The organism is Halopenitus sp. H-Gu1, from assembly GCF_041821145.1.
Classification (GTDB): Archaea; Halobacteriota; Halobacteria; order Halobacteriales; family Haloferacaceae; genus Halopenitus.
Map to the genome: position 1 here is coordinate 97,992 of NZ_JBGUBC010000003.1, position 19,221 is coordinate 117,212.

General features: G+C 61.7%; 15 protein-coding genes, 1 tRNA gene and 1 pseudogene. 8 read left to right on the plus strand and 9 right to left on the minus strand.

What is annotated here, in order from left to right:
- On the minus strand, window positions 1–210 hold the full coding sequence (locus tag ACERIT_RS03685; protein WP_373673474.1) for a hypothetical protein: 210 nt from the start codon (window positions 208–210) through the stop codon (window positions 1–3).
- Between the two features lie 512 nt (window positions 211–722).
- Between ACERIT_RS03685 and ACERIT_RS03690 the strand changes: the two genes are divergently transcribed.
- Window positions 723–5,012 (plus strand): LAGLIDADG family homing endonuclease, encoded by a 4,290-nt coding sequence (locus tag ACERIT_RS03690; protein ID WP_373673475.1) that lies wholly within the window; start codon window positions 723–725, stop codon window positions 5,010–5,012.
- Window positions 5,013–5,103: 91 nt separating this feature from the next.
- Here the strand turns inward: ACERIT_RS03690 and ACERIT_RS03695 are convergent, their stop codons facing one another.
- The 5 genes and pseudogenes from ACERIT_RS03695 to ACERIT_RS03715 form a co-directional block, all read right to left on the minus strand.
- Complete coding sequence (locus ACERIT_RS03695) at window positions 5,104–6,090, minus strand: phytoene/squalene synthase family protein (protein ID WP_373673476.1); 987 nt, start codon at window positions 6,088–6,090, stop codon at window positions 5,104–5,106.
- A 192-nt stretch (window positions 6,091–6,282) separates the two neighbouring features.
- Window positions 6,283–6,405 (minus strand): annotated as a pseudogene (locus ACERIT_RS03700) (HVO_2523 family zinc finger protein); the annotation flags it as partial.
- Window positions 6,406–6,535: 130 nt separating this feature from the next.
- Entirely contained in the window at window positions 6,536–7,453 is a 918-nt protein-coding gene (cruF, locus tag ACERIT_RS03705; protein WP_373673477.1) for a bisanhydrobacterioruberin hydratase, read from the minus strand.
- Entirely contained in the window at window positions 7,443–8,411 is a 969-nt protein-coding gene (locus ACERIT_RS03710; protein ID WP_373673478.1) for a prenyltransferase, read from the minus strand. The genes cruF and ACERIT_RS03710 overlap by 11 nt, the downstream gene beginning before the upstream one ends.
- The gene (locus ACERIT_RS03715; RefSeq protein ID WP_373673479.1) at window positions 8,408–9,907 is read right to left on the minus strand and encodes a phytoene desaturase family protein; all 1,500 of its coding nucleotides are present in this window, start codon (window positions 9,905–9,907) and stop codon (window positions 8,408–8,410) included. Before ACERIT_RS03715 ends, ACERIT_RS03710 begins: the two co-directional genes overlap by 4 nt.
- Window positions 9,908–10,031: 124 nt before the next feature.
- On the opposite strand from ACERIT_RS03715, the gene ACERIT_RS03720 reads away from it, so the two are divergent.
- The 4 genes from ACERIT_RS03720 (at window position 10,032) to hmgB (ending at window position 14,932) form a co-directional block, all read left to right on the plus strand.
- Complete coding sequence (locus ACERIT_RS03720; protein ID WP_373673480.1) at window positions 10,032–11,375, plus strand: sodium-dependent transporter; 1,344 nt, start codon at window positions 10,032–10,034, stop codon at window positions 11,373–11,375.
- A gap of 111 nt (window positions 11,376–11,486) precedes the next feature.
- The gene (locus ACERIT_RS03725) at window positions 11,487–12,884 is read left to right on the plus strand and encodes a sodium-dependent transporter (protein ID WP_373673481.1); all 1,398 of its coding nucleotides are present in this window, start codon (window positions 11,487–11,489) and stop codon (window positions 12,882–12,884) included.
- 122 nt (window positions 12,885–13,006) lie between these two features.
- Window positions 13,007–13,438, plus strand: coding sequence for a type IV pilin (locus tag ACERIT_RS03730; RefSeq protein WP_373673482.1), 432 nt, complete (start codon window positions 13,007–13,009; stop codon window positions 13,436–13,438).
- A 147-nt stretch (window positions 13,439–13,585) separates the two neighbouring features.
- Window positions 13,586–14,932, plus strand: coding sequence for a hydroxymethylglutaryl-CoA synthase (gene hmgB, locus ACERIT_RS03735; protein ID WP_373673483.1), 1,347 nt, complete (start codon window positions 13,586–13,588; stop codon window positions 14,930–14,932).
- 28 nt (window positions 14,933–14,960) lie between these two features.
- Here hmgB and ACERIT_RS03740 read toward each other — a convergent pair whose 3' ends face one another.
- The 3 genes from ACERIT_RS03740 to ACERIT_RS03750 form a co-directional block, all read right to left on the minus strand.
- Window positions 14,961–15,389: an RNA-binding domain-containing protein gene (locus ACERIT_RS03740; RefSeq protein WP_373673484.1), complete on the minus strand. Its 429-nt coding sequence runs from the start codon at window positions 15,387–15,389 to the stop codon at window positions 14,961–14,963.
- A gap of 2 nt (window positions 15,390–15,391) precedes the next feature.
- Window positions 15,392–16,000 carry an AAA family ATPase gene (locus ACERIT_RS03745; protein ID WP_373673485.1) on the minus strand — a complete coding sequence of 203 codons (609 nt, stop codon included), beginning with the start codon at window positions 15,998–16,000 and terminating at the stop codon, window positions 15,392–15,394.
- Between the two features lie 62 nt (window positions 16,001–16,062).
- Window positions 16,063–16,761, minus strand: coding sequence for a hypothetical protein (locus ACERIT_RS03750; protein WP_373673487.1), 699 nt, complete (start codon window positions 16,759–16,761; stop codon window positions 16,063–16,065).
- Window positions 16,762–16,918: 157 nt separating this feature from the next.
- Between ACERIT_RS03750 and ACERIT_RS03755 the strand changes: the two genes are divergently transcribed.
- The 3 genes from ACERIT_RS03755 to ACERIT_RS03765 all read left to right on the plus strand — a co-directional run bounded on the left by ACERIT_RS03755 (window position 16,919) and on the right by ACERIT_RS03765 (window position 19,180).
- Window positions 16,919–16,993, plus strand: a tRNA-Arg gene (locus ACERIT_RS03755).
- Window positions 16,994–17,182: 189 nt separating this feature from the next.
- Window positions 17,183–17,320 (plus strand): hypothetical protein, encoded by a 138-nt coding sequence (locus tag ACERIT_RS03760; RefSeq protein ID WP_373673488.1) that lies wholly within the window; start codon window positions 17,183–17,185, stop codon window positions 17,318–17,320.
- A gap of 816 nt (window positions 17,321–18,136) precedes the next feature.
- Window positions 18,137–19,180, plus strand: a complete 1,044-nt coding sequence (locus ACERIT_RS03765; RefSeq protein ID WP_373673489.1) for a helix-hairpin-helix domain-containing protein — start codon at window positions 18,137–18,139, stop codon at window positions 19,178–19,180.
- The last annotated feature ends 41 nt before the right edge of the window (window positions 19,181–19,221 follow it).

Consider the following 19,221-nt stretch of genomic DNA (forward strand, 5'->3'; position numbering starts at 1 on the left):
TCAGATGATTCCGCCGGAGGAGAGGAGGAACAGCAACGCGACGATCACGGCGGCGATCGTGACGAGTTTCCAGGCGACGGCCAGGACGACGCGTCCGATGATGATGACGGCCGCGACGGCGACGAGTCCGATCAGCAACCGTCCAAGCGGGGTCGCGGCGATACCCATCTGTATGGGAGCCGTCGCGATCAGCGATGTCGGATCGTACATGTCCGGGTCCAGGGGTACCGGCCGTATAAGTCTATGCGTGATCGGACGCCACGACCGACGACGAGTACCCCGATCGAACCGTGATATGGACACCCAACGATAGCCGATAGTATACACGATCCGTTAATATAAAAATACGATCAAGTATCGGTCAAAACGTCCGTGAGTCGTCCGAAACCGACCGATTTGCTCCGAAACGTCTCAACCGGTGTCGCTCGACGGACGTGCGTCGACCTCCCCTTCAATTCCACTGTGAAACCCGCCTCTGTCGGTTGATTCTTCGACTCGAAGTTTCACTTCCACTCCGGAAGGATCATCCTTATGTGGCTTGCAGAACGATCGGAGGGACGTACCCGCGCGGCCCCATCCGTGCGACCGAAAGAAACCTCACATATCGAATAGAAAGACGTCCATTTGGACCGGGAAGCCGAAGATACAAGGGTCCACCTCGCCAGTACCATACCACGATAGATGCACGATACGACACACGACCGGGGAGGCGTTCTCACGCAATGAGTGAGAGCGATCTCTCCGCCGACGAGCTCGAACTGCCGATCAAACGAACCACGGGCGAAACGCTCGAGGACCGTCTCACGGCGAACGCTTACCACAACATTCTCCCCGCCCGTTATCTGCGAAAGGACGCCGACGGGAACCAGATCGAGACGCAAGAGGAACTGTTCGTCCGCGTCGCGAAGAACGTCGCGCTGGCGGAGGCCGTCTACGAGGCGGACAAACACGACGTCGAGATCACGGTCACTCCCGACCAGATCAAACCCGATCATCCCCGACGTGATGAACTCGCAAGCGAGGTCTTCGGCGCGGGCGTCACCGCGGACGATGACGCCGAGACGACGCTTTCGGCCCACAACGTCAACAAGTTCTCCTACGAGACCATCGTTCCCGACCTTCCCGAGGAGATCCGCGAGCACGTCGAGGGAACCGCCGCGACGTTCCGCGAGGGCATGGAGTCGCTGTCGTTCATGCCGAACTCGCCGACGCTGATGAACGCCGGCGACGAACTCCAGCAGCTATCAGCGTGCTTCGTCGACTCCCCGAGCGACGACATCACCGACATCCATCAGACCGCCAAGGAGGCCGCCGAGGTCTTCCAATCGGGTGGTGGAATGGGGTATGCTTTCTGGAAACTCCGCCCCTACGGCGACGCCGTCGGCTCCACCGGTGGGATCGCCTCCGGGCCGATCACCTTCATGCGGACCTACGACCAGATGTGCGAGACGATCGCACAGGGCGGCGCGCGCCGTGGCGCCCAGATGGGCGTGATGCGCGTCTCCCACCCCGACGTCATCCAGTTCATCCACGCGAAAAACAAGGATGTCTCCTTGGCCCACTCGCTGCGGCTCAACGACCCGGACGACTACACCCACACATCCTTCAAAGACGCTCTCGACGAGGCCAGAGAGCTGATCGACGACGAGGGTCGTGTCCCGAAGCATCTCCGGAACGCCGTCGAAGGGCACCTTTCGAATTTCAACATCTCCGTTGGCGTGACTGACGGCTTCATGGAGGCGCTGTACAACGACGAGGAGTTTACCTTCACCAACCCACGGACCGAAGAACCTCACATCGCGACCGCCGAGACGAAGGAGCTCTACGAGATGTTCGACCTCGGTCACCACGTCGAGGTCGGCGAGGAACTCTCGATCCCCGCTGGGGAGATCTGGGAGCACATGGTCGAGGGTGCTCACGAGAACGGCGAACCGGGCATTATCTACCTCGAACGGGTAAACAAACAGCACTCCTTCGACGTCGAGGAACATCCGGACCACCGGATCCTCGCGACCAATCCGTGTGTTACTGGTGACACGCTGATCAGTACGGAAAACGGCCTCGTCGAAGCTGAAGAACTCTACGAACAGGGCGTCGCGCGTACTGTCGTCGTCGACGGCCGTCTCAGTGAAGAGACGCTCAAGGAAGCGAGCAGCGTCTACAAGACCGGTGAAAAGGACGTTTATAAACTCACCACCGAGGAAGGGTACGAACTCCGTCTGACCGCCGATCACCGTGTGATGACCGACGATGGCTGGGTCGAGGCGGAGCACCTTGATGCCGGCGATACCGTCCACGTTCAGAATCGAAAAGGCGCGTTCGGGCAACACGGATCAGTTGAAGAAGGCCGCGTCCTCGGATGGCTCGTCGGTGACGGACACCTCAAGCACGACGAGGAACGTGCGGTTCTCAATTTCTACGATGAGGATGCCGAGGTATCCGAATCGTTCGCTGCTGATGTGAACGAGATCATTCGAGAGCCTGTTGGGAACGCCGATTACGGAGTCGGTGTCAGTGAAATCAAACGTGACGACGGATACCGTGGTGCACAGGCGGTCGAGCAGCGGATCCGTTCGGCTCGTCTCTATGAGTACGCCTCCGAAGCCGGGCTCGCTGAGCAGAAACACCAGGTTCCCGACATCGTCACTCGCGGAAGTCAGGGGATGGCTCGTGGATTCCTACGCGCACTCTTCTCCGCAGATGGCGGGGTTTACGGTGACATCGAAAAGGGTGTTTCCGTCCGTCTTACGAGTACCAGTACTGACTTGTTACAGGATGTCCAGCAACTTCTGCTTAACTTCGGGGTCTACAGCAAGATATACGAGGAACGTCACGAAGCCGGCCTTCAGGAGATGCCGGACGGAAACGGTGGAACGGCCGAGTACGAACGCCAAGCGGATCACGATCTTGTCATTTCGAAGGACAATCTGCTGCGGTTCCGCGACGAGATCGGCTTCCTGCTTGACTCGAAGAACGAAGCACTCGACAAGCGGCTCGACGACTACGATCGTGGTCCCTATTCCGAGCGCTTTGAAGCGACAGTCGTGTCCGTTGAGCCGGATGGTCACGAGGCCGTGTATGACCTCACTGAACCCGACACCAGTTCGTTCGTTGCTAATGGTCTCGTGGTTCACAACTGCGGCGAGCAACCACTCGAGGAGTACGAGGCCTGTAACCTCGGTCACATCAATCTCTCCACGCTCGCCGATCTGGACGCGCCCGACTGGCGCGTCTGGAGCGAGGAGCACGCCGACGAATACGACACGCAGGAGGCTGCGATCGACGCGTTCCTCGAGGAGGCGATCGACTTCGAGGCATTCGACGAGCGCATCGACTACGGCACGCGCTTCCTCGAGAACGTCGTCACGATGTCGGATTTCCCGGTTTCGGAGATCGAACAGCGGGTCCGCGACATGCGGAAGATCGGCCTCGGCGTGATGGGGCTTGCACAGCTGTACATCCAACTCGGCGTTCGGTACGGCTCCGAGACCGGCAACGAGATCGCGGGCCAGTTGATGACCCACATCAACCACGTCTCCAAGCGGACGTCCCACGAACTCGCAGGCGAGCGTGGCTCCTTTAACGACTGGGCGGATTCGAAGTACGCGAACCCGACCGAGTACCGCGAGTGGTTCGAACACCATACCGGGCTCGATGCCGACGAGTGGGCCGACGGCTTCCCGATCCGCAACCATAACACGACGACGATCGCGCCGACCGGCACGACCTCGATGGTCGGCAACACGACCGGCGGCTGTGAGCCGATCTACAACGTCGCCTACTACAAGAACGTCTCCGACGACGTCCAGGGCGACGAGATGCTCGTCGAGTTCGACGACTACTTCCTGCGGACGCTGGAGGCCAACGACATCGACGTCGACGCGGTCAAACGCGAGGCCCAAGCGCAGATGGCCGAAAACGAGTTCGACGGCGTCGAGGGGCTGGAGACGGTCCCGAACCCGATCGGCGAGCTGTTCGTCGTCACCGGCGATCTTTCGGGGAAACAGCACGCGGCAGTGCAGTGTGCCTGCCAGCGCGGAGTCGATTCGGCCATCTCGAAGACGTGTAACTTCCCCAACTCGGCGTCCCTCGAGGACATGGACGAGGTCTACCGCTACATCTACGACCACGGTGGCAAGGGGGTCACCGTCTACCGCGACGGCACGCGCTCGAAACAAGTTCTGACCACGCGTGCGAAAAACGCCGAGTTCGCCGACGAGTCCGAGGCTGCCGAGACGATCGTCGAGCAGATCGACGAGGTCTTCGGCGGCGTCGAGGCGTTCCTCGACAACGAGGACGTTCAGGCGCAACTCGACGCGGAGATCGCCGACCTACTCGAGGCCAGCGAACGGCCCAGCGTCAACTACGCGGAGACGCGTCCCCGCCCCGACTCGCTCAATGGCGTCACTCAGCGCGTCGAGACGGGCTACGGCAAGCTCTACGTGACGATCAACGAGGACGAGAACGGCGGCCCCTTCGAGCTGTTCGCGAACATCGGCCACTCGGGCGGCTACACGAACTCCTTCACCGAGGCGCTCGCGAAGGTCATCTCGACGGCGCTCCGCTCCGGCGTCGACCCCGTGGAGATCGTCGACGAGCTGCAGGGCACCCGAAGTCCGAAAGTCGCCTGGGACAAAGGCGAACAGATACAGTCGATCCCGGACGCGATCGGGACGGCCCTGCGTCGGTATCTCGACGACGAGATCGACAAGGGCATTCCCCAACAGCAGTCCCTTAGCGAACTCGAGGAAGAGACCCCCGACGATTCGCCGACGACGGAAAGCGGACAGACGGACGGTGGCGGAGTCGCCGCCGACGCGGCGGCCGGCGAGGCTGGCCTGTCTCCCGATCCGGACGCCACGGATGGTGCGGCTCCGGAGCCTGACCAGGACGTCACACAGGACCTCATCGCTGCCGGCGAGTCGCCGGAGTGTCCCGAATGCGGCGGGATGAACCTCTACTTCTCGGAGGGCTGTAAGACGTGTGAGTCCTGCGGCTGGTCGGAGTGTTGATTCCCATCCGGACGCGGAAAGCACACTGACGCGCTTCCGATTTTTTGACGTCGACTCGACGAGTACTCTCGGCTGCCGTTCTGGTGGTCGGTCACGGGGAGAGGTACGAGACGAGCCGGCAGTTTCGCCAGTTATGGCTTCGGCGCGCCCCCGTCGGCGCATCGACTTCGAAGGAATCGACGACGGCGTAGAAGACGGCCTCGGGGTCATCGTTCCACTGCCAAAGCCACCGTGTGTGGGCGAGCAGTCGGAGGGTTCTGGCGAGTGAGAGGCTCGGCGTTTCGGTGAGCGTGTCGTACCCGTGATCGCGGATGAGACGGTGGTGGTCGGCATACAGAACGGCCGCCAGCAGAACCGCCAACTGGCAGTCCTCGGGGAGATATCGGATCCCCGCGACACCCTCGGCGTAGAGTTTCTCGGTACGTTCGAGTTCCGACCGGATCGCGGCGGCGATCGAATCGTCGAACCGACACTCGAGGACTTGTTGGACGGAGGCGCCGTGCTCGTGAAGCGTCCTCGCGGGGAGGTACACTCGCTCGCGCTCGCGAACGTCCTCACCGACGTCGCGCAGGAAGTTGGTCATCTGGAACGCCTCCCCGAGCTTCGTGGCGTGAGGAAGAGCCCGCTCGGGTTCTTCGACGTCCATCACCGACGTCATCATCCGGCCGACGGCGGCGGCCGAGCCGTTCATGTACGCCTCAAGATCGGCATAGGTCTCGTATTGCGATCGATCGATATCCGCGGCCATCGCGTCCAGAAAGACGGTTACGTCGCTTTTCGCGATTCCGCAGTCGGAACGGAGGTCACGGAACGCGGCGAGCACGTCGTCCGCCGGGGCGTCACCGGGTGGTTCCTCCCCGAGAACGACCCGGCGGATCCGGTCGATCTCCTCGCGTTGTTCCGACGGTGAGCCGGTATTTTCCGCATCGACGATCTCGTCGGCGACGCGAAAGAACCCGTAGAGGACGTAGGTTGGATGGCGGATACGCTCGGGGAGCAACCTAGTCGCGACGTGGAAGGTCCTCCCGGTGCGCCGTTGGATCCGTTTTCCTCGAGCGACCCGATCGTCGTCGATCATCCGTACACCGCCGCGAGGTCGCGGTCGGAACTGAGAATGCGGGTGCCCATACCGTCGATCTATATGGCATGTAGAAGTATAACTGTTCGTGCGCTTTCCTTACCGTGTTCGATGGCGCTGGTCGATCGCCGAACAAATATATCAGATCACTGTACGGATGACCGGAATGGACCGTGATTTCGATCAGTGGCGTCAGTAAAACGTATCGCTGCAGTCGTAGACGACGCCGTGATCCGGACAGACGTACTTGCAGTGGCGGTGGATCATCGCGGTGCCACACAGGGGACACGGACGCCCACGGGGCGATTCGGTGGTTCGGGTATTGGATTCGGAGTCGGAGTCCGAATCTGATTCTGAATCGGAGTCCGCATTCGGATCGGCATCCGCATCCGGATCCGTGTCCGACGTGTGTTCCGGCACGTTCGGGCCATCGAGTCGCGAACGCTTAACTCCGATCCATCCCTGGTTCGCGATCCATCCCTGGTTCGCGATCCGTCGCTCGACGCGGATCGAACGCTCGGGCGTCGAACCGGTCGGACCGGACCAATCCGATTCCGAATCCGACGGCGACGACGGCCGGAACCATGTTCCCGAACCAGAGGTTGATCCCGCCCCAGAGGAGGACGAAACTCACCACGTCATCGAGCATGAACGGACACGACCGAAGCCGCTCGATCAGTCGCTCACGATCGAAGGCCCGATCGAGTGTGGCCACCGCGACGGCAGCCGAAAGCACCCATCCGAGGTAATTCGAGATCGGAACGTCATAAAACGCGCTGCCGGCGTCGTAGGCCCAGAACCCGAGCGCGACCGCGCCCGGATCCAACACCACGTCCATCCCGACCACGATGGCGGTCACGACCGAGAACCGGGCGATCGTCCCTGCGACCCGCGATCCGAACACCAACTCGCGAAGGAGGTAGCCGTTCATCACGAGCGGGATGAAAAACACCGGCAACGCGATCGGGATGCCACCGACCATCGGACCGAGATCGATTCCGTACTCGAAGGTTCCGTAGGGCCATCCCGTCCGTATTCCGACCGACTCGATCGCGTAGGTGTATCCCACCAGGATCCCGATCCACGCTCCAGCACGTCTGTCGAGAAGCGGGAGCACGCCGACGACGAGCGGTGAACGCATCACGAGCACGCCGATGAGGAGGATCCACGGGTTAAACTGGAGGGGAGTCGGCAGCCACCCCTCAGCGCTGGCAACGAGCGAGAGGGCGCCGATCGCGGGAAAGACGACGGCGATCGTGACCCGGTGCTCCCGAACGATCCCGTCGAGCGCGAGTTCGAATCGACGGCGGCTGTCGGGAAACCGATCGGGGAGATCGAGACTCCATGACGTATCACGCGACACTCGCGATCACCTCCGGAAGGGAAACGATACGCCAGAGCCCCCCGATCGTGAGAGCGGTTCCGACGACCGTATTGAGCGCCGGAAACCACCAGTAGGCACGCTCGACCGCGATGGGCGTACTCGCGACGACGGCGACGAAGACCGGATAGATACCCAACAGCGCGCCAAGACGGATGTCGACAATGGCGAAGGCGATCGCTGCGAGGCTCCAGCAGACTCCGCAGTACGCGTACGTCCACGATTCGCCGAGGAGCGTGGCCGTCGTCTCGATTCCCGCCTCGCGATCGGGGTCGATGTCGGGGATCGCGGAGAACGTATGCATCGCCATGGTCCACGCCCAGGCACCCACGAGCGCGGCCCAGGGAGGGTGTCCGCCCGAGATCGTCGCGTAGGCGGCCGCACCCGGAAGGACATAGAGCCCGTTCGAGACTGAATCGAGGATCGGGGTCGTCTTGAACCGGAGCGGCGGAGCGCTGTAGCCGACCGCGAGCGCGAAGAACCCGGCTAAATACGGCCACGCCGCCGGCTGACTCACGGCGAACGTCGCGACACCCAGGCCCGCCGAGGCGACGATCGCTGCGGTCGCGAGGCGGTCCCCCCGCCAGCGAGTCTCGCGTGACTCGGCGGCGGCCTTCTTCGGGTTGTGCGCGTCCAGGTCAGCATCGAAGGCGTCATTGACTCCGTACAACAGGACGTTCGCCGGCAGTAGGAAGTAGCCGAACAGGAGGAGCGCGCTCGGCGCGAACAGTCCGCGGACTGAGGAGGCGCCGTAGGCGACCCCGACGACCACCGGTCCGGCGAGGTAGAACCAGAATCGGGGTCGCGAGAGCACGAGCAGATACCGGATGCGATCGCTCCCCTCACGGCGATCGGTCGTCTCCGTCGCCTGATTCGATTTGGATGACTCCGTCACCGGTTTGGGTACCGAGGCATCGTCAGCGTCGACGTCGTCTCTCATTCCGATCCGGCAATGCACTCCGCAGTCAGTTGCCCGCTTATCAGACACATCGGGACCCCGATACCCGGCGTCGTGTACGAACCGGTGAAATAGAGCCCATCGACTGCCGAGGAGGCATGTGACGGCCGAAGCAGCGACGTCTGTGAAAGCGTGTGTGCAAGTCCAAGCGCCGATCCGCGATAGCTGTTGTATCGATCGGCGAACTCGCTCACCGAGAACGTCTCCTCCACGACGATCCGATCGCGCAGGTCGGTTCCGGTATTGTCGGCGATGTCGGCGAGCAGTCGGTCGCGGTAGCGTTCGCGCGTTTCCGCGTCGTCATCCAGCCCGGGGGCGATCGGCACGAGCGCAAAGAGGTTGCTGTGGCCCGCCGGCGCGACCGAGTCGTCCGTCTTCGAGGGGACACAGAGGTAGTAGGCCGGATCCTCCGGCCAGCTGGGGTCCTCGAAGATCTGCTCGAAGTGGTCGCTCCATTTCGTCGGCAACACGAGCGTGTGATGGGCGAGTTCCGGCACCTCGCCTTCCACGCCGAGATAGATCAGAAACGCAGAGGGTGCGTAGGTGCGCGAGTCCCAGTACTCCTCGGTATATTGACGCTTCTCCGGCGGGAGAAGTTCCTGTTCGGTGTGAGCGTAGTCGGCGTCGGAGACGACGATATCGGCGAGATATCGCTCGCCGTTGGCGGCGTCGACTGCGAACCCGCCGCGGTGTCCCTCGATCGCGGTCGCCGCCGCGTCCGTAACGTACTCCACGCCGAGTTCCGAACCGAGCTCGACGATCCCGTCCACCACTGCCCCGATCCCGCCGTCGGGATAGTGGACGCCCATGTTGAAATCGACGTGGCTCATCAGGTTATACAGTGCCGGCGTGTTCGTCGGCGAGCCGCCCAGAAACACGAGCGAGTACTGCATCAGTTGTTGAAGCTTCGGGTGATCGAAGTAGTCCTCGACGTGACCCTGCATCGACCCCAGAAGCGAGAGCCCGTGTGCGTGTCTGAGTACGTCCGTGTCCACGTAATCGCGGAGTCGGGGACGGTCCTCGTAGACGAAATGTTCCATCCCGACCTCGTAGTTATATTCCGCCTTCTCGAGGTATCGATCGAGCGCCTCACTCGCGCCGGGCTCGTAGGATTCGAACACCTCCCGATTCGCATCGAGATCCGGGACGACGTCGACCAGATCGCCGTCCTTCCAGAAGACGCGGTAATGCGGATCGAGTCGGGATATCGAGTAGTAGTCCTCGGGCGTTCGCTCGAAGTAGTCGAAGAATCGCTCGAAGACATCCGGCATCAGATACCACGACGGCCCCATGTCGAACCGGAACCCGTCGATCTCCAGCCGACTGGCCCGCCCGCCCAGCTGTTCGTTCTTCTCCAAGAGGGTGACGTCGGCTCCGGCGTCCGCAAGGTAACACGCAGTAGAGAGTCCGCCGAATCCCCCGCCGATCACGACGACGGATTCGCCGGCAAGCGACCCGATCTCGGGCGAGACATCCATGCCCATCGGTACGGGCGGACCGCGTATAAATGTCTGCTCGATTCAACGCCACCGCCGCGGCTCCGCCATCTCGCCGCTTCGAATCACAGGGATTATCGGCACCAACGATGTAGCACGCCGATAGATGTCGCAACGAGAAACCTGGGCGACGCGTGTGGGGTTCATTCTCGCCGCGGTCGGCAGCGCCGTCGGTCTCGGGAACCTTTGGCAGTTCCCGTTCAAGACCGCGACCAATGGCGGCGCGGCGTTCGTAGCCTTCTACCTCATCGCCGTCCTCCTCATCGGTTTTCCAGCAATGCTCGCCGAGTTCGTTCTCGGCCGCCGGACACAGCGCAACGCCGTCGACGCATTCGCCCGACTCGGACACCGATCCTGGCGGATCGTCGGCGCGCTTGCCGTTTTCACTGGCTTCTGGATCCTTTCGTATTACAACGTAGTCGGCGGATGGGTCATGCGGTACATCCTCGGAAGCGTGACCGGCGCCTACTTCGATAATCCGGCCGGATACTTCGGCTCGGTCTCTGCCGGTCCCGAGGCCGTGATCGCACAGGCCGCCTTTCTCGCGATCGTCGTTGCGATCGTCGCGTTCGGTATCGAGGACGGCATCGAACGAGCCACGAAGGTGATGGTCCCGAGCATTATCGTGTTGATGGTCGCCCTTGCCATCTGGGTCGCTACCCTTCCGGGCGCTGCGGAGGGGTACGCGTTCTTCCTCTCGCCCGATCTTGACGCGATGATTGCCAACGCTGGCACCATCATTCCGTTCGCGGTCGGCCAGGCCTTCTTCACCCTCTCTTTGGGAATGGCCATCATGATCACCTACTCCTCGTACGTCGGTCGCGACGACAACCTGATCTTCGATGGCGGTTCCGTCGTGATCACGAACACGATCGTCGGCGTCCTCGCGGGCCTCGTGGTCTTTCCGATCCTGCTGACGATCGGCGCCGACATTACCAGCGACACCGGTGGCGCCGGCGCGCTGTTCGTCGCGACGGCTGCCGGATTCGGTTCGGTTCCGTTCGGCAGGCTCTTCGGCGTGGTCTTTTTCGGCGTCGTGCTCATCGCGGCGCTTTCGTCCGCGATCAGTTTGCTCGAAGTGACGGTCTCGTACGCGAATGACAATCTGAACATCTCCCGGCCCGCCCTGTCGGTCGGAATCGGCGTCGGCTTGTTCCTCCTCGGCGTTCCCTCGGCGTTGGACACGGCGTGGCTAGCGTGGTTCGACACCCTCGCCTACCAGGTGTTTCTCCCGCTTTCGGTGTTGCTTCTCGTCATCTTCGTCGGCTGGGTGATCGGCAAGGAGGCACTCGAGGAACTGCTTTCGGGCGCCGAGGACTTCCGAACTTTCGGCGTGGTCTGGCTGTGGACGATCCGGTTCGTGGTCGTCCTCGCCGTGCTTTTGACCCTCGCCCTCGGCATCAACGAGACGTTCCTCGTCGAGGACGCCGCCTTCTTCGATCCGTTCTGAAGCTCGTGCCGCTTTTCGGGTTCTCATCCGATCCGTTCGATCTCGCCTCGTTCAGTGTGGTTCCGTTCCATCTCGTCACCCTTTTTCGGGGCCGTGACCGACGCCGAATCGATGACGAGAGCAACGTGGCGGACGCGGGTCGGGTTCATCCTCGCTGCCGTCGGCAGCGCGGTCGGGTTGGGAAACGTCTGGCGGTTCCCCTGGCTGACCGCGGAAAACGGCGGCGCGGCGTTTCTGTTGTTATATCTTCTGTTGATCGTCACGGTCGGCGTTCCCGGGTTGATCGGCGAGTTAGTGATCGGACGTCGAAGTCAACGGAACCCAGTCGGTGCCTTCCGTGAGCTCGGAGGGAGCCGGTTTCAGGTGCTTGGCGTCGTTGCGCTCGTTGCCGCGGCCGTCATCCTCTCGTTTTACTCCGTGGTCGGCGGCTGGATCCTTCGCTACACGCTTGCGAGCGCGACCGGGGCCTACTTCGAGGCGCCCGCACAGTACTTTGCCACGATCGACTACGGTCTCGGCGCTATCGCGTACCACGCCGCCTTTCTCCTCGTGACCGTCGCCGTCGTTTACCTCGGCGTCGATCGCGGGATCGAGGCCTCGACGACCGTGATGGTTCCCGGGATCGTCGTCCTCTTTGGTGCGCTCGCGGTATGGGTGTCGACCCTCTCCGGAAGCGCCGAAGGATACGCCTTCTACCTCTCGCTGGACGTCGGGTATCTGCGTGAGAACTTCTTCGACGTTCTCGTAGCCGCGGCCGGACAGGCGCTTTTCACCCTCTCAGTGGGTGCCGGCGCAATGCTCACTTACGCCTCCTATCTCGGGGAGGACCGCTCGCTTGCGGCCGACGCGACGCTCATCGCGGTGCTCAACACAGCCATCGGCGTGCTCGCCGGACTGGTTATCTTCCCGTTGTTGTTTTCCCTTGGCCTCTCGCCCGGTCAGGGCGGTCCCGGGGCGCTGTTCGTGAGCCTCGCCGGTGCCTTCGCCGATCTGCCCTACGGTCGTCTCGTCGGCGTGATCTTTTTTGGCGTCGTCCTCCTCGCCGCGCTCTCGTCCGCGATCAGTATCCTTGAGGTGCTCGTCTCCTATCTCGTCGACGAACACGACCTCGACCGATCCGTCGCAACCACGGGTGCCGGCGGACTCCTCTTTGTAACCGGCAGCGTGGCGGCATTCTCGCCGACCGTCTTCGGTCTGCTTGCGGACACGATCGCCAATCTCGTTCTCACCGCCGGTCTGATCGGATTCTTGCTTTTCGACGGATGGGTCCTCGGGCGACTCGCCCGCAAGGAGTACGAACGCGGTGGCGGGTGGATCGCTCGCGCCACCGCCGCCCCCTGGTACTATGCGATCGCGATCGTCTTACCGGTCTTTCTCGCGTTCACCCTCGCGACCGGGATGGGGAGCGTCCTGGGGGTCCCGCTCTCGAGTCCATCGGCGCTCGTCGTCGCCCTCGTCGGCGTCGCCGCGATCATCGCTGTCTTCCGGCGGTATCCTGCCTCGAGTTGATTCGGACGGTACCACTCCCCAAATCGATTCTGACAATGCTCCGCCCCGGGTTACTCCCGTCGTGGATCCCCATCCGTCACGCACGGATAACGTTATACTACTCGGTAAACTAACATATTCCAGTGCGCGCACAGTCGGAAACGGTCGGCGTCATCGCCCTTCTGGGAGTCGTCACGATATTCGTGACGATGGTCGGGGTGACGGGGATCGCGATGATCCCCTCGGAGGAGACCGATCGGGCACAGACGACGATGGTCGATGTCGGGCTCTCGTCGGATTCGGTGCGTATCGTTCACGCGGGTGGCGAGCCCGTGTCGGCCAACGAGATCGTCGTCCGGATCGACCACGACGGGGGTACGGACGTCTACCGGCTCGATACGGACGGGACCGTGATCGAGGGACGCTTCGACCCCGGAGAGGTGTGGACGCTCGCCGAGGTGCCCTACGGCGCGACCGCCACGGTCGACGTTCACGTGATCCACGAGCCGACGAATACGGTCCTCGATCGACAACACACGGTCTTCGGAGACGACGGGAACGGAGACGGAGACTGACGACCCCGAAAAATCGGATAAAACCGCCGTCCTCGGAGATCCTCACTCTCGATGACTTTCCGTGTGAACGGAACTGACTCCCGGTTTCGATCATCGACGTAACTGGCTATCGACAGGCCCTTATGGAGCGTTCTCGAAACTCGGGGCATGACTGCCGTCGGCATCGACGCGATCGAGATCCGAACGGGCAAGCTACAGCTCGACCTGCCGAACACGTTCGCGCCCAAGAAGGGCGAGGACCCTGAGAAGTACACGAAGGGGCTCGGGCTGGAGGTTTCCTCGTTCCCCGATGTCTACGAGGACATCGTCACCATGGGGGCGAACGCGGCAAAGCGGCTGATGGATCGCAAGGGGCTTGACCCCGACGACGTCGGCCGTATTGATGTCGCGACCGAATCCGCCTTCGACCACTCGAAGCCGGTGTCGACGTATATCGCCGGCTGTCTCGAGCAGGTCTACGACGGTGACTTTCGACACGCCAACAAGGGCGAGCGCAAGTTCGCCTGCGTCGCCGGCACCCAGGCCATCGACGACGCCTACAACTGGATCCGCGCCGGGCGAAATCGTGGCCGCTCGGCGCTCGTGATCGCGACGGACACGGCCCTCTATGAGCGCGGTGATCCAGGGGAGGCAACTCAAGGCGGTGGCGCCGTCGCCATGCTCGTGAGCGAGGATCCTTCGATCGTCGAGTTGTCGACCGAACAGGGCTACGGGAGTATGGACGAGACCGACTTCCTCAAACCGAACCAGCAGTTCCCGAGCGTCGACGGCAAGCGCTCGGTGCAGGTTTACCTCTCGCGAATGCGTGAGGCGCTTGAGGACTACGAGGCCGTGGCCGGCCCCGTCAGCGTCGACGCCGTGACGTATGCGCCGTTCCACACGCCCTTCCCGGGGATGGTCAGGAAGGCCGGTCTCTTCGCGTACCGCCACATTACCCGCAATTCCCCGGTCGAGGACGAACTTGCGGCGGCGATCGGTCGTCGTCAACCCCGGGAGACCGATTACGACTCCCGGGACGCCTACGAGGAGGCGATCAGCGAGTACATGGACGATCTGAAGGAAGCCGACCAGTACCGTGAGTGGTACGCCGAGACCATCGAGCCGACGCTTGGCCTCTCGAGGGTCGTTGGCAACTGGTACACCGGTTCGGTCCACCTTGCTCGCGCGAGCGCACTGCGGGACGCCGCCGATCGCGGCCTCGATGAGGAGTTCGTCGGTCGCCAGCTACTCATCGGCTCCTACGGGTCCGGCGCACAGGCGGAGATCCACTCCGAGACGGTCCGTGACGGCTGGAAAGCGGAAATCGAGGCGTTGAACATCGACGACCAACTCGCGAGCCGGTATGACCTCTCCTTCGAGGAGTACGAACAGGTCCATGACGTCCATGACTACGACAAAAGCGTCGACGTCGAGGAGTTCACGACGCCGGAGGCGGAGTTCGTCTTCACCGGCTGGGGCCGGATGAACGAGCGTACCTACGACTACGTCGAGTGACGATTCGGCCGGTAGTGGCGTGGGTGAGTCACGTCCCGCGGTCGCGGGCGTCCGCGTCGATCGGCACCCCTTTTTCGGTCTCGGGGGCGACGTACGCGATGAACGAGTCGACGTCGGGTTCTCGGACCGTTACCTCGACCTCGATGTCGCCGAGTTCGTCGGGCTCTCCGACCGAGAAGTTGACGACACCCTCGTAGGCCGCCTGCTTTTTCAACGCGAAGGAGAACCCCTCCTCGTGGACGCCATCGTGGAACACCCGTCGGGCGGTATCGAGGATTTCCTGTTCGTGGAGGACGTCCGAGAAGGGATCGAGCGTATGGGTCTCGGCGACGAGCGTTCCGTCGACGAACTCGAAATCCGCCTCCGGAAAGACGTTTTCGACCGCGTCGGTGACCCGATCGGTCACCTCGGTGTCGCGGACGGGCGCTTCGATCCGGACGTCGATGCTATAGATCATTGTCATATCCTCCCGGAGGGGTCCTCCGTCTCCTCGCGTTCCTCGTTCGTGGCCGTCTCCTCGACGCCGAGCAAGTCCCTGATACGATCGCGAAATGCCTCAAGCGAGCCGGTGTTTTCGATCTCGACGTCGGCAGCCTCGATCAGTTCGCCCATGCCGAGATCCAGTTCTCGCTCGTCGCGTTCGCGAAGCGCCTCGATCGACTCGTCGGTGGCGTCGCGACCCCGCCCGGCCAGCCGCTCGGCGCGAACGTCGAAGGGGGCGCGGATCGCCACGAGGGTGAAGTCATTGCCGAACGCTTCGCGAAACCGGTCGAGTTCGACTCGCGATCGGAGCCCGTCGATCACCACCGTGTCGACGTCGGTATCTGACTCGGATACGGCCTCCGTAACGCGAGGAATGGTCCGTTCTGCGATCGCGTCTGCCCCCTCCTCCTCGCGAAGAGCCTCCGCGATTCGGCCGTGGTCCTTGGCCGGATCGAGCCCCCGTTTTCGACACTCCTCACGGATCACGTCGCCCATCACTACGACGGGGATCCCTTCCTCTCTTGCGACCGTCGCCGCCTCCCCTTTTCCGCTGCCGGGAAGCCCGACGGTGCCGATAACGCGCATCGTAGATCCGTCCGCCGCGCCGGACATTAAGGCCTGCGGAGCGACCCCGACCGGATGTTCCATTATCGTCCCCACGTCTCGTGTTCCGGGAGTAGTCCCAGTATCACCACGAGTAGCGCCGATCCCATCACCATCATCACGGCGGAGTAATACAGAAGTGATCCGGCCGTCGCCGGAGCGTGACCGGCGAGTTCACGGAATACGTCCACCTCGAGCGTGACGACGAGCAGCGCACCAACCAAATCGAATACCAGATCGAGGATGGCGTCTCTGGGCCCATACTGAACCAGAACCGGTTCGATACCGTATCGTTTGCCCACGATCCGTGCGAGCAGTTCGATTAACTCCCAGAACACGCCCGCGAGCATGACGTAGCCGATCGTGAGAGGGATGGCCGCAATACGAACGTCTCCAAACGCCGCGAGGAACCCGGCATACGCCAGTGCTGCGACGAGCGCCGCCGAAACCGTATGCGTGAGGTGATCCCACCACCACACCGAATCGTAGGGACCGAGCATCCCGATCGAGTGGAGGAGACCGGCCACGGTGACCCAGATCGTGAGTTCGGGGGCGATCACGGTCCCGATCCAGGGTAACGGTGTCCCGACGGCGAACGGAAGCGTGACGCCGGCAAGGAGCAAGGAGAACAGCGTGTTCACGACCGCCGCAACGTTTCGACGAGACACGGCACCGATGAGGGTACAACCGACCGCGCCGAAAAGCATGACGAGCAAGGCGGACAGAAACGTGAGAGGGACCACGTCGTTCTCGATGTGTGGGCTATCAGTGATAGCTCTTTCGTGCGGTCGATCCGACCCGGGAGGGCGACGCCGCAGTGTCTCCGGGAGGGTCCAACCGGAACGGCTCGACGATTGAGAACCTCACCGCTTTTAACCGATCGGGCACTCATGTGAGTGAGGGCACGTAGCTCAGCCAGGATAGAGCGTCGGACTTCTAATCCGATGGTCGTGGGTTCGAATCCCACCGTGCCCGTACGAAAACCTTCGGTTTAGTGGTTCTCGGTGAAACAACCGTTAGTGGCTTCTTTGAGGCCTATACAGGCGGTTTAGATTTCAATTCTCATTCTGAAAATCTGAGGTTCGTTAAGGAACTTTGTGCCCCCCTCCTCCTTCTCTTGTTTTTCATTGTCGTCACAAGTCCGTTTATAAGAGGTGATCGCCGGTGAGTTTCGTTCCGGCGTCGGTGCTGTATCATCCGGATTTCGGATCGACCGTCTTCGCGGAGATGGCTGTTCACGAATGGCGTCGACAAGCGGAAGATCTCGATGTAACTGAGGTGACCGTCGATGACCCGCGGTGAGGTTAATCGCTGGTACATCGAGTTTCATTGTCACAGTTGCCAGCAGCTGACGCTTCTCGATCACCGTGAATCGGCCGCGAAATACCGTGAGTGTCTCGACTGTCACCGTATTCCTGAACTCGACCAGGAGCAGGTCGACAATCGGCTCACGTCATTACTGTGGGCGCATCAATTCGTAAGCCCAACAACCGACGCAAGGACCGGAACAGCGAAGCGATGCACACCTGCGAGCGGAGCGGCCGGAAGCGGGGGCTCGTCCCCCGACCCGGAAGGCGGTCCGCAGGTCGACCACCGGGAGACCAACGAGAGGCGGAGTGGTGCCGTTGCTGATGGTGGAGCGGAGGTCGACTGGTGAGCAGTTCGTCCGAGTCGGGAGACGATCATCTCGCGCCATTCCTTGAGGGCTTGGAAGGCTCATCTCCGTGTGAACTTACCGGGGTCGACAACCCCCCGGACCCGTTCGAACCGTTCGATGGGACTCACCGTGCACAAGAGAAGACTCGACTTATAAAGTGGCTCACGTACCACCCGAAGGGCGTCTCTATCGTCCGTACAACCCAGGCGATTCTCCCCAGTTCTGACACGCTGACGATCTCCGATCGCGAGTACACTCATACTGATTATCAATTCGTTCGGCGCTTTTTTGATCGGAGCGAATACGTAGAGTTAGACCGTGACGCCGACGTTTTACGCGCCTGCCCGACTCCTGCGGCGTTTCACTTGACACGAGAAAGTAAAATTCCAAGTGAGCATCGACAGTCCTACGCAAACGACCGCGCTGAGTCCTTAGTCAACGGAATTTGGTCGCTCAACGATGTGAATGACGCCCGCTTACTCACCAAAGATTTCGCGACGTACCTCGAAAGCATCGACGATCGCCGGTTGATGCTACAAGAACGCGATCGCGACGATCTCAAACTCACCATGCCGTATCACACGCGGTTCAACAACGAACGACGAAAACGCGAGCAATGGGCTCGGTATAATACTGCGTGGGAACTCGCGGATGAACGATACCAGCGTGGCGTGATGATCACTCTGACCACCGATCCAAAACGATACGGCTCGATCGGCGCGATGCTCGACGGGCTGATGGATGCGTGGCAAGACCTTCACGAAACCCTCAATCAGCGATATCTCGACGATCAGCGACTCGACTTCATCCGCGCGTTGGAATTCGGCGGGAGTGCAAAATCCGATCACATCGGTCTCCCCCATCTACACGTCTGCGTATTCGGCGTTCCCTATGTCGATCACGGCTGGCTCAAGAACTACTGGACGGATCGCCACGGCGAGATCGTCCACATTCACGGCATGAACAAACGCGGTGCTGATTCCTGGGTGATGAACAGCGGTCAACACCGTGGTAAATCCGCAGCGGGCTACCTCGGGAAATACCTGAGTAAGACGTTCGAATCGATCGGTGACGATCCTGATGAGTTGTTCGCTCGGATCGAGTCGTGGGAGGAAGGCGGTGACTGGCCGAGTTCGGAGTTATGGAAGCTTGCGCTCTACTGGGCGACTGGTCGCCAGTTTTGGGATTGCTCCCACGATCTCAAGGATAACACGAACGTCGATCGCCTCGAAGACGTCCCCGGTCTTGGTGAGACGAAGCTTGCTCGTCTCAACGATCAGGGCATCCGCACGATCTCCGACGTGCGGCTCACCGACACCGACGAGATCGCGGCGATAGATGGCATCTCACCCGGATTTGCTGAAAAACTGAAAGAGATCGTCGGTGAACCATCCGAATTCGATGTATTCTCGTTCGAATTCGTTGGTGCTGCTCGATGGAGTGAGATGCCTGCTGCGTGGTCTGCCAGTGCCCGCCACTATGGTGTACGGTCGGCGATCTCTTGACTGAAGGTGATCGTCAGCATCACACTACTCATAACTGATAG

Coding starts and splice junctions, on each gene's coding strand:
- ACERIT_RS03695 (WP_373673476.1), bottom strand. CDS start 6,090: ATGATCGACGACGATCGGGTCGCTCGAGGAAAACGGATCCAACGGCGC.
- ACERIT_RS03740 (WP_373673484.1), bottom strand. CDS start 15,389: ATGATCTATAGCATCGACGTCCGGATCGAAGCGCCCGTCCGCGACACC.
- hmgB (WP_373673483.1), top strand. CDS start 13,586: ATGACTGCCGTCGGCATCGACGCGATCGAGATCCGAACGGGCAAGCTA.
- ACERIT_RS03720 (WP_373673480.1), top strand. CDS start 10,032: ATGTCGCAACGAGAAACCTGGGCGACGCGTGTGGGGTTCATTCTCGCC.
- ACERIT_RS03685 (WP_373673474.1), bottom strand. CDS start 210: ATGTACGATCCGACATCGCTGATCGCGACGGCTCCCATACAGATGGGT.
- ACERIT_RS03745 (WP_373673485.1), bottom strand. CDS start 16,000: ATGCGCGTTATCGGCACCGTCGGGCTTCCCGGCAGCGGAAAAGGGGAG.
- ACERIT_RS03725 (WP_373673481.1), top strand. CDS start 11,487: ATGACGAGAGCAACGTGGCGGACGCGGGTCGGGTTCATCCTCGCTGCC.
- ACERIT_RS03715 (WP_373673479.1), bottom strand. CDS start 9,907: ATGGATGTCTCGCCCGAGATCGGGTCGCTTGCCGGCGAATCCGTCGTC.
- ACERIT_RS03710 (WP_373673478.1), bottom strand. CDS start 8,411: ATGAGAGACGACGTCGACGCTGACGATGCCTCGGTACCCAAACCGGTG.
- ACERIT_RS03690 (WP_373673475.1), top strand. CDS start 723: ATGAGTGAGAGCGATCTCTCCGCCGACGAGCTCGAACTGCCGATCAAA.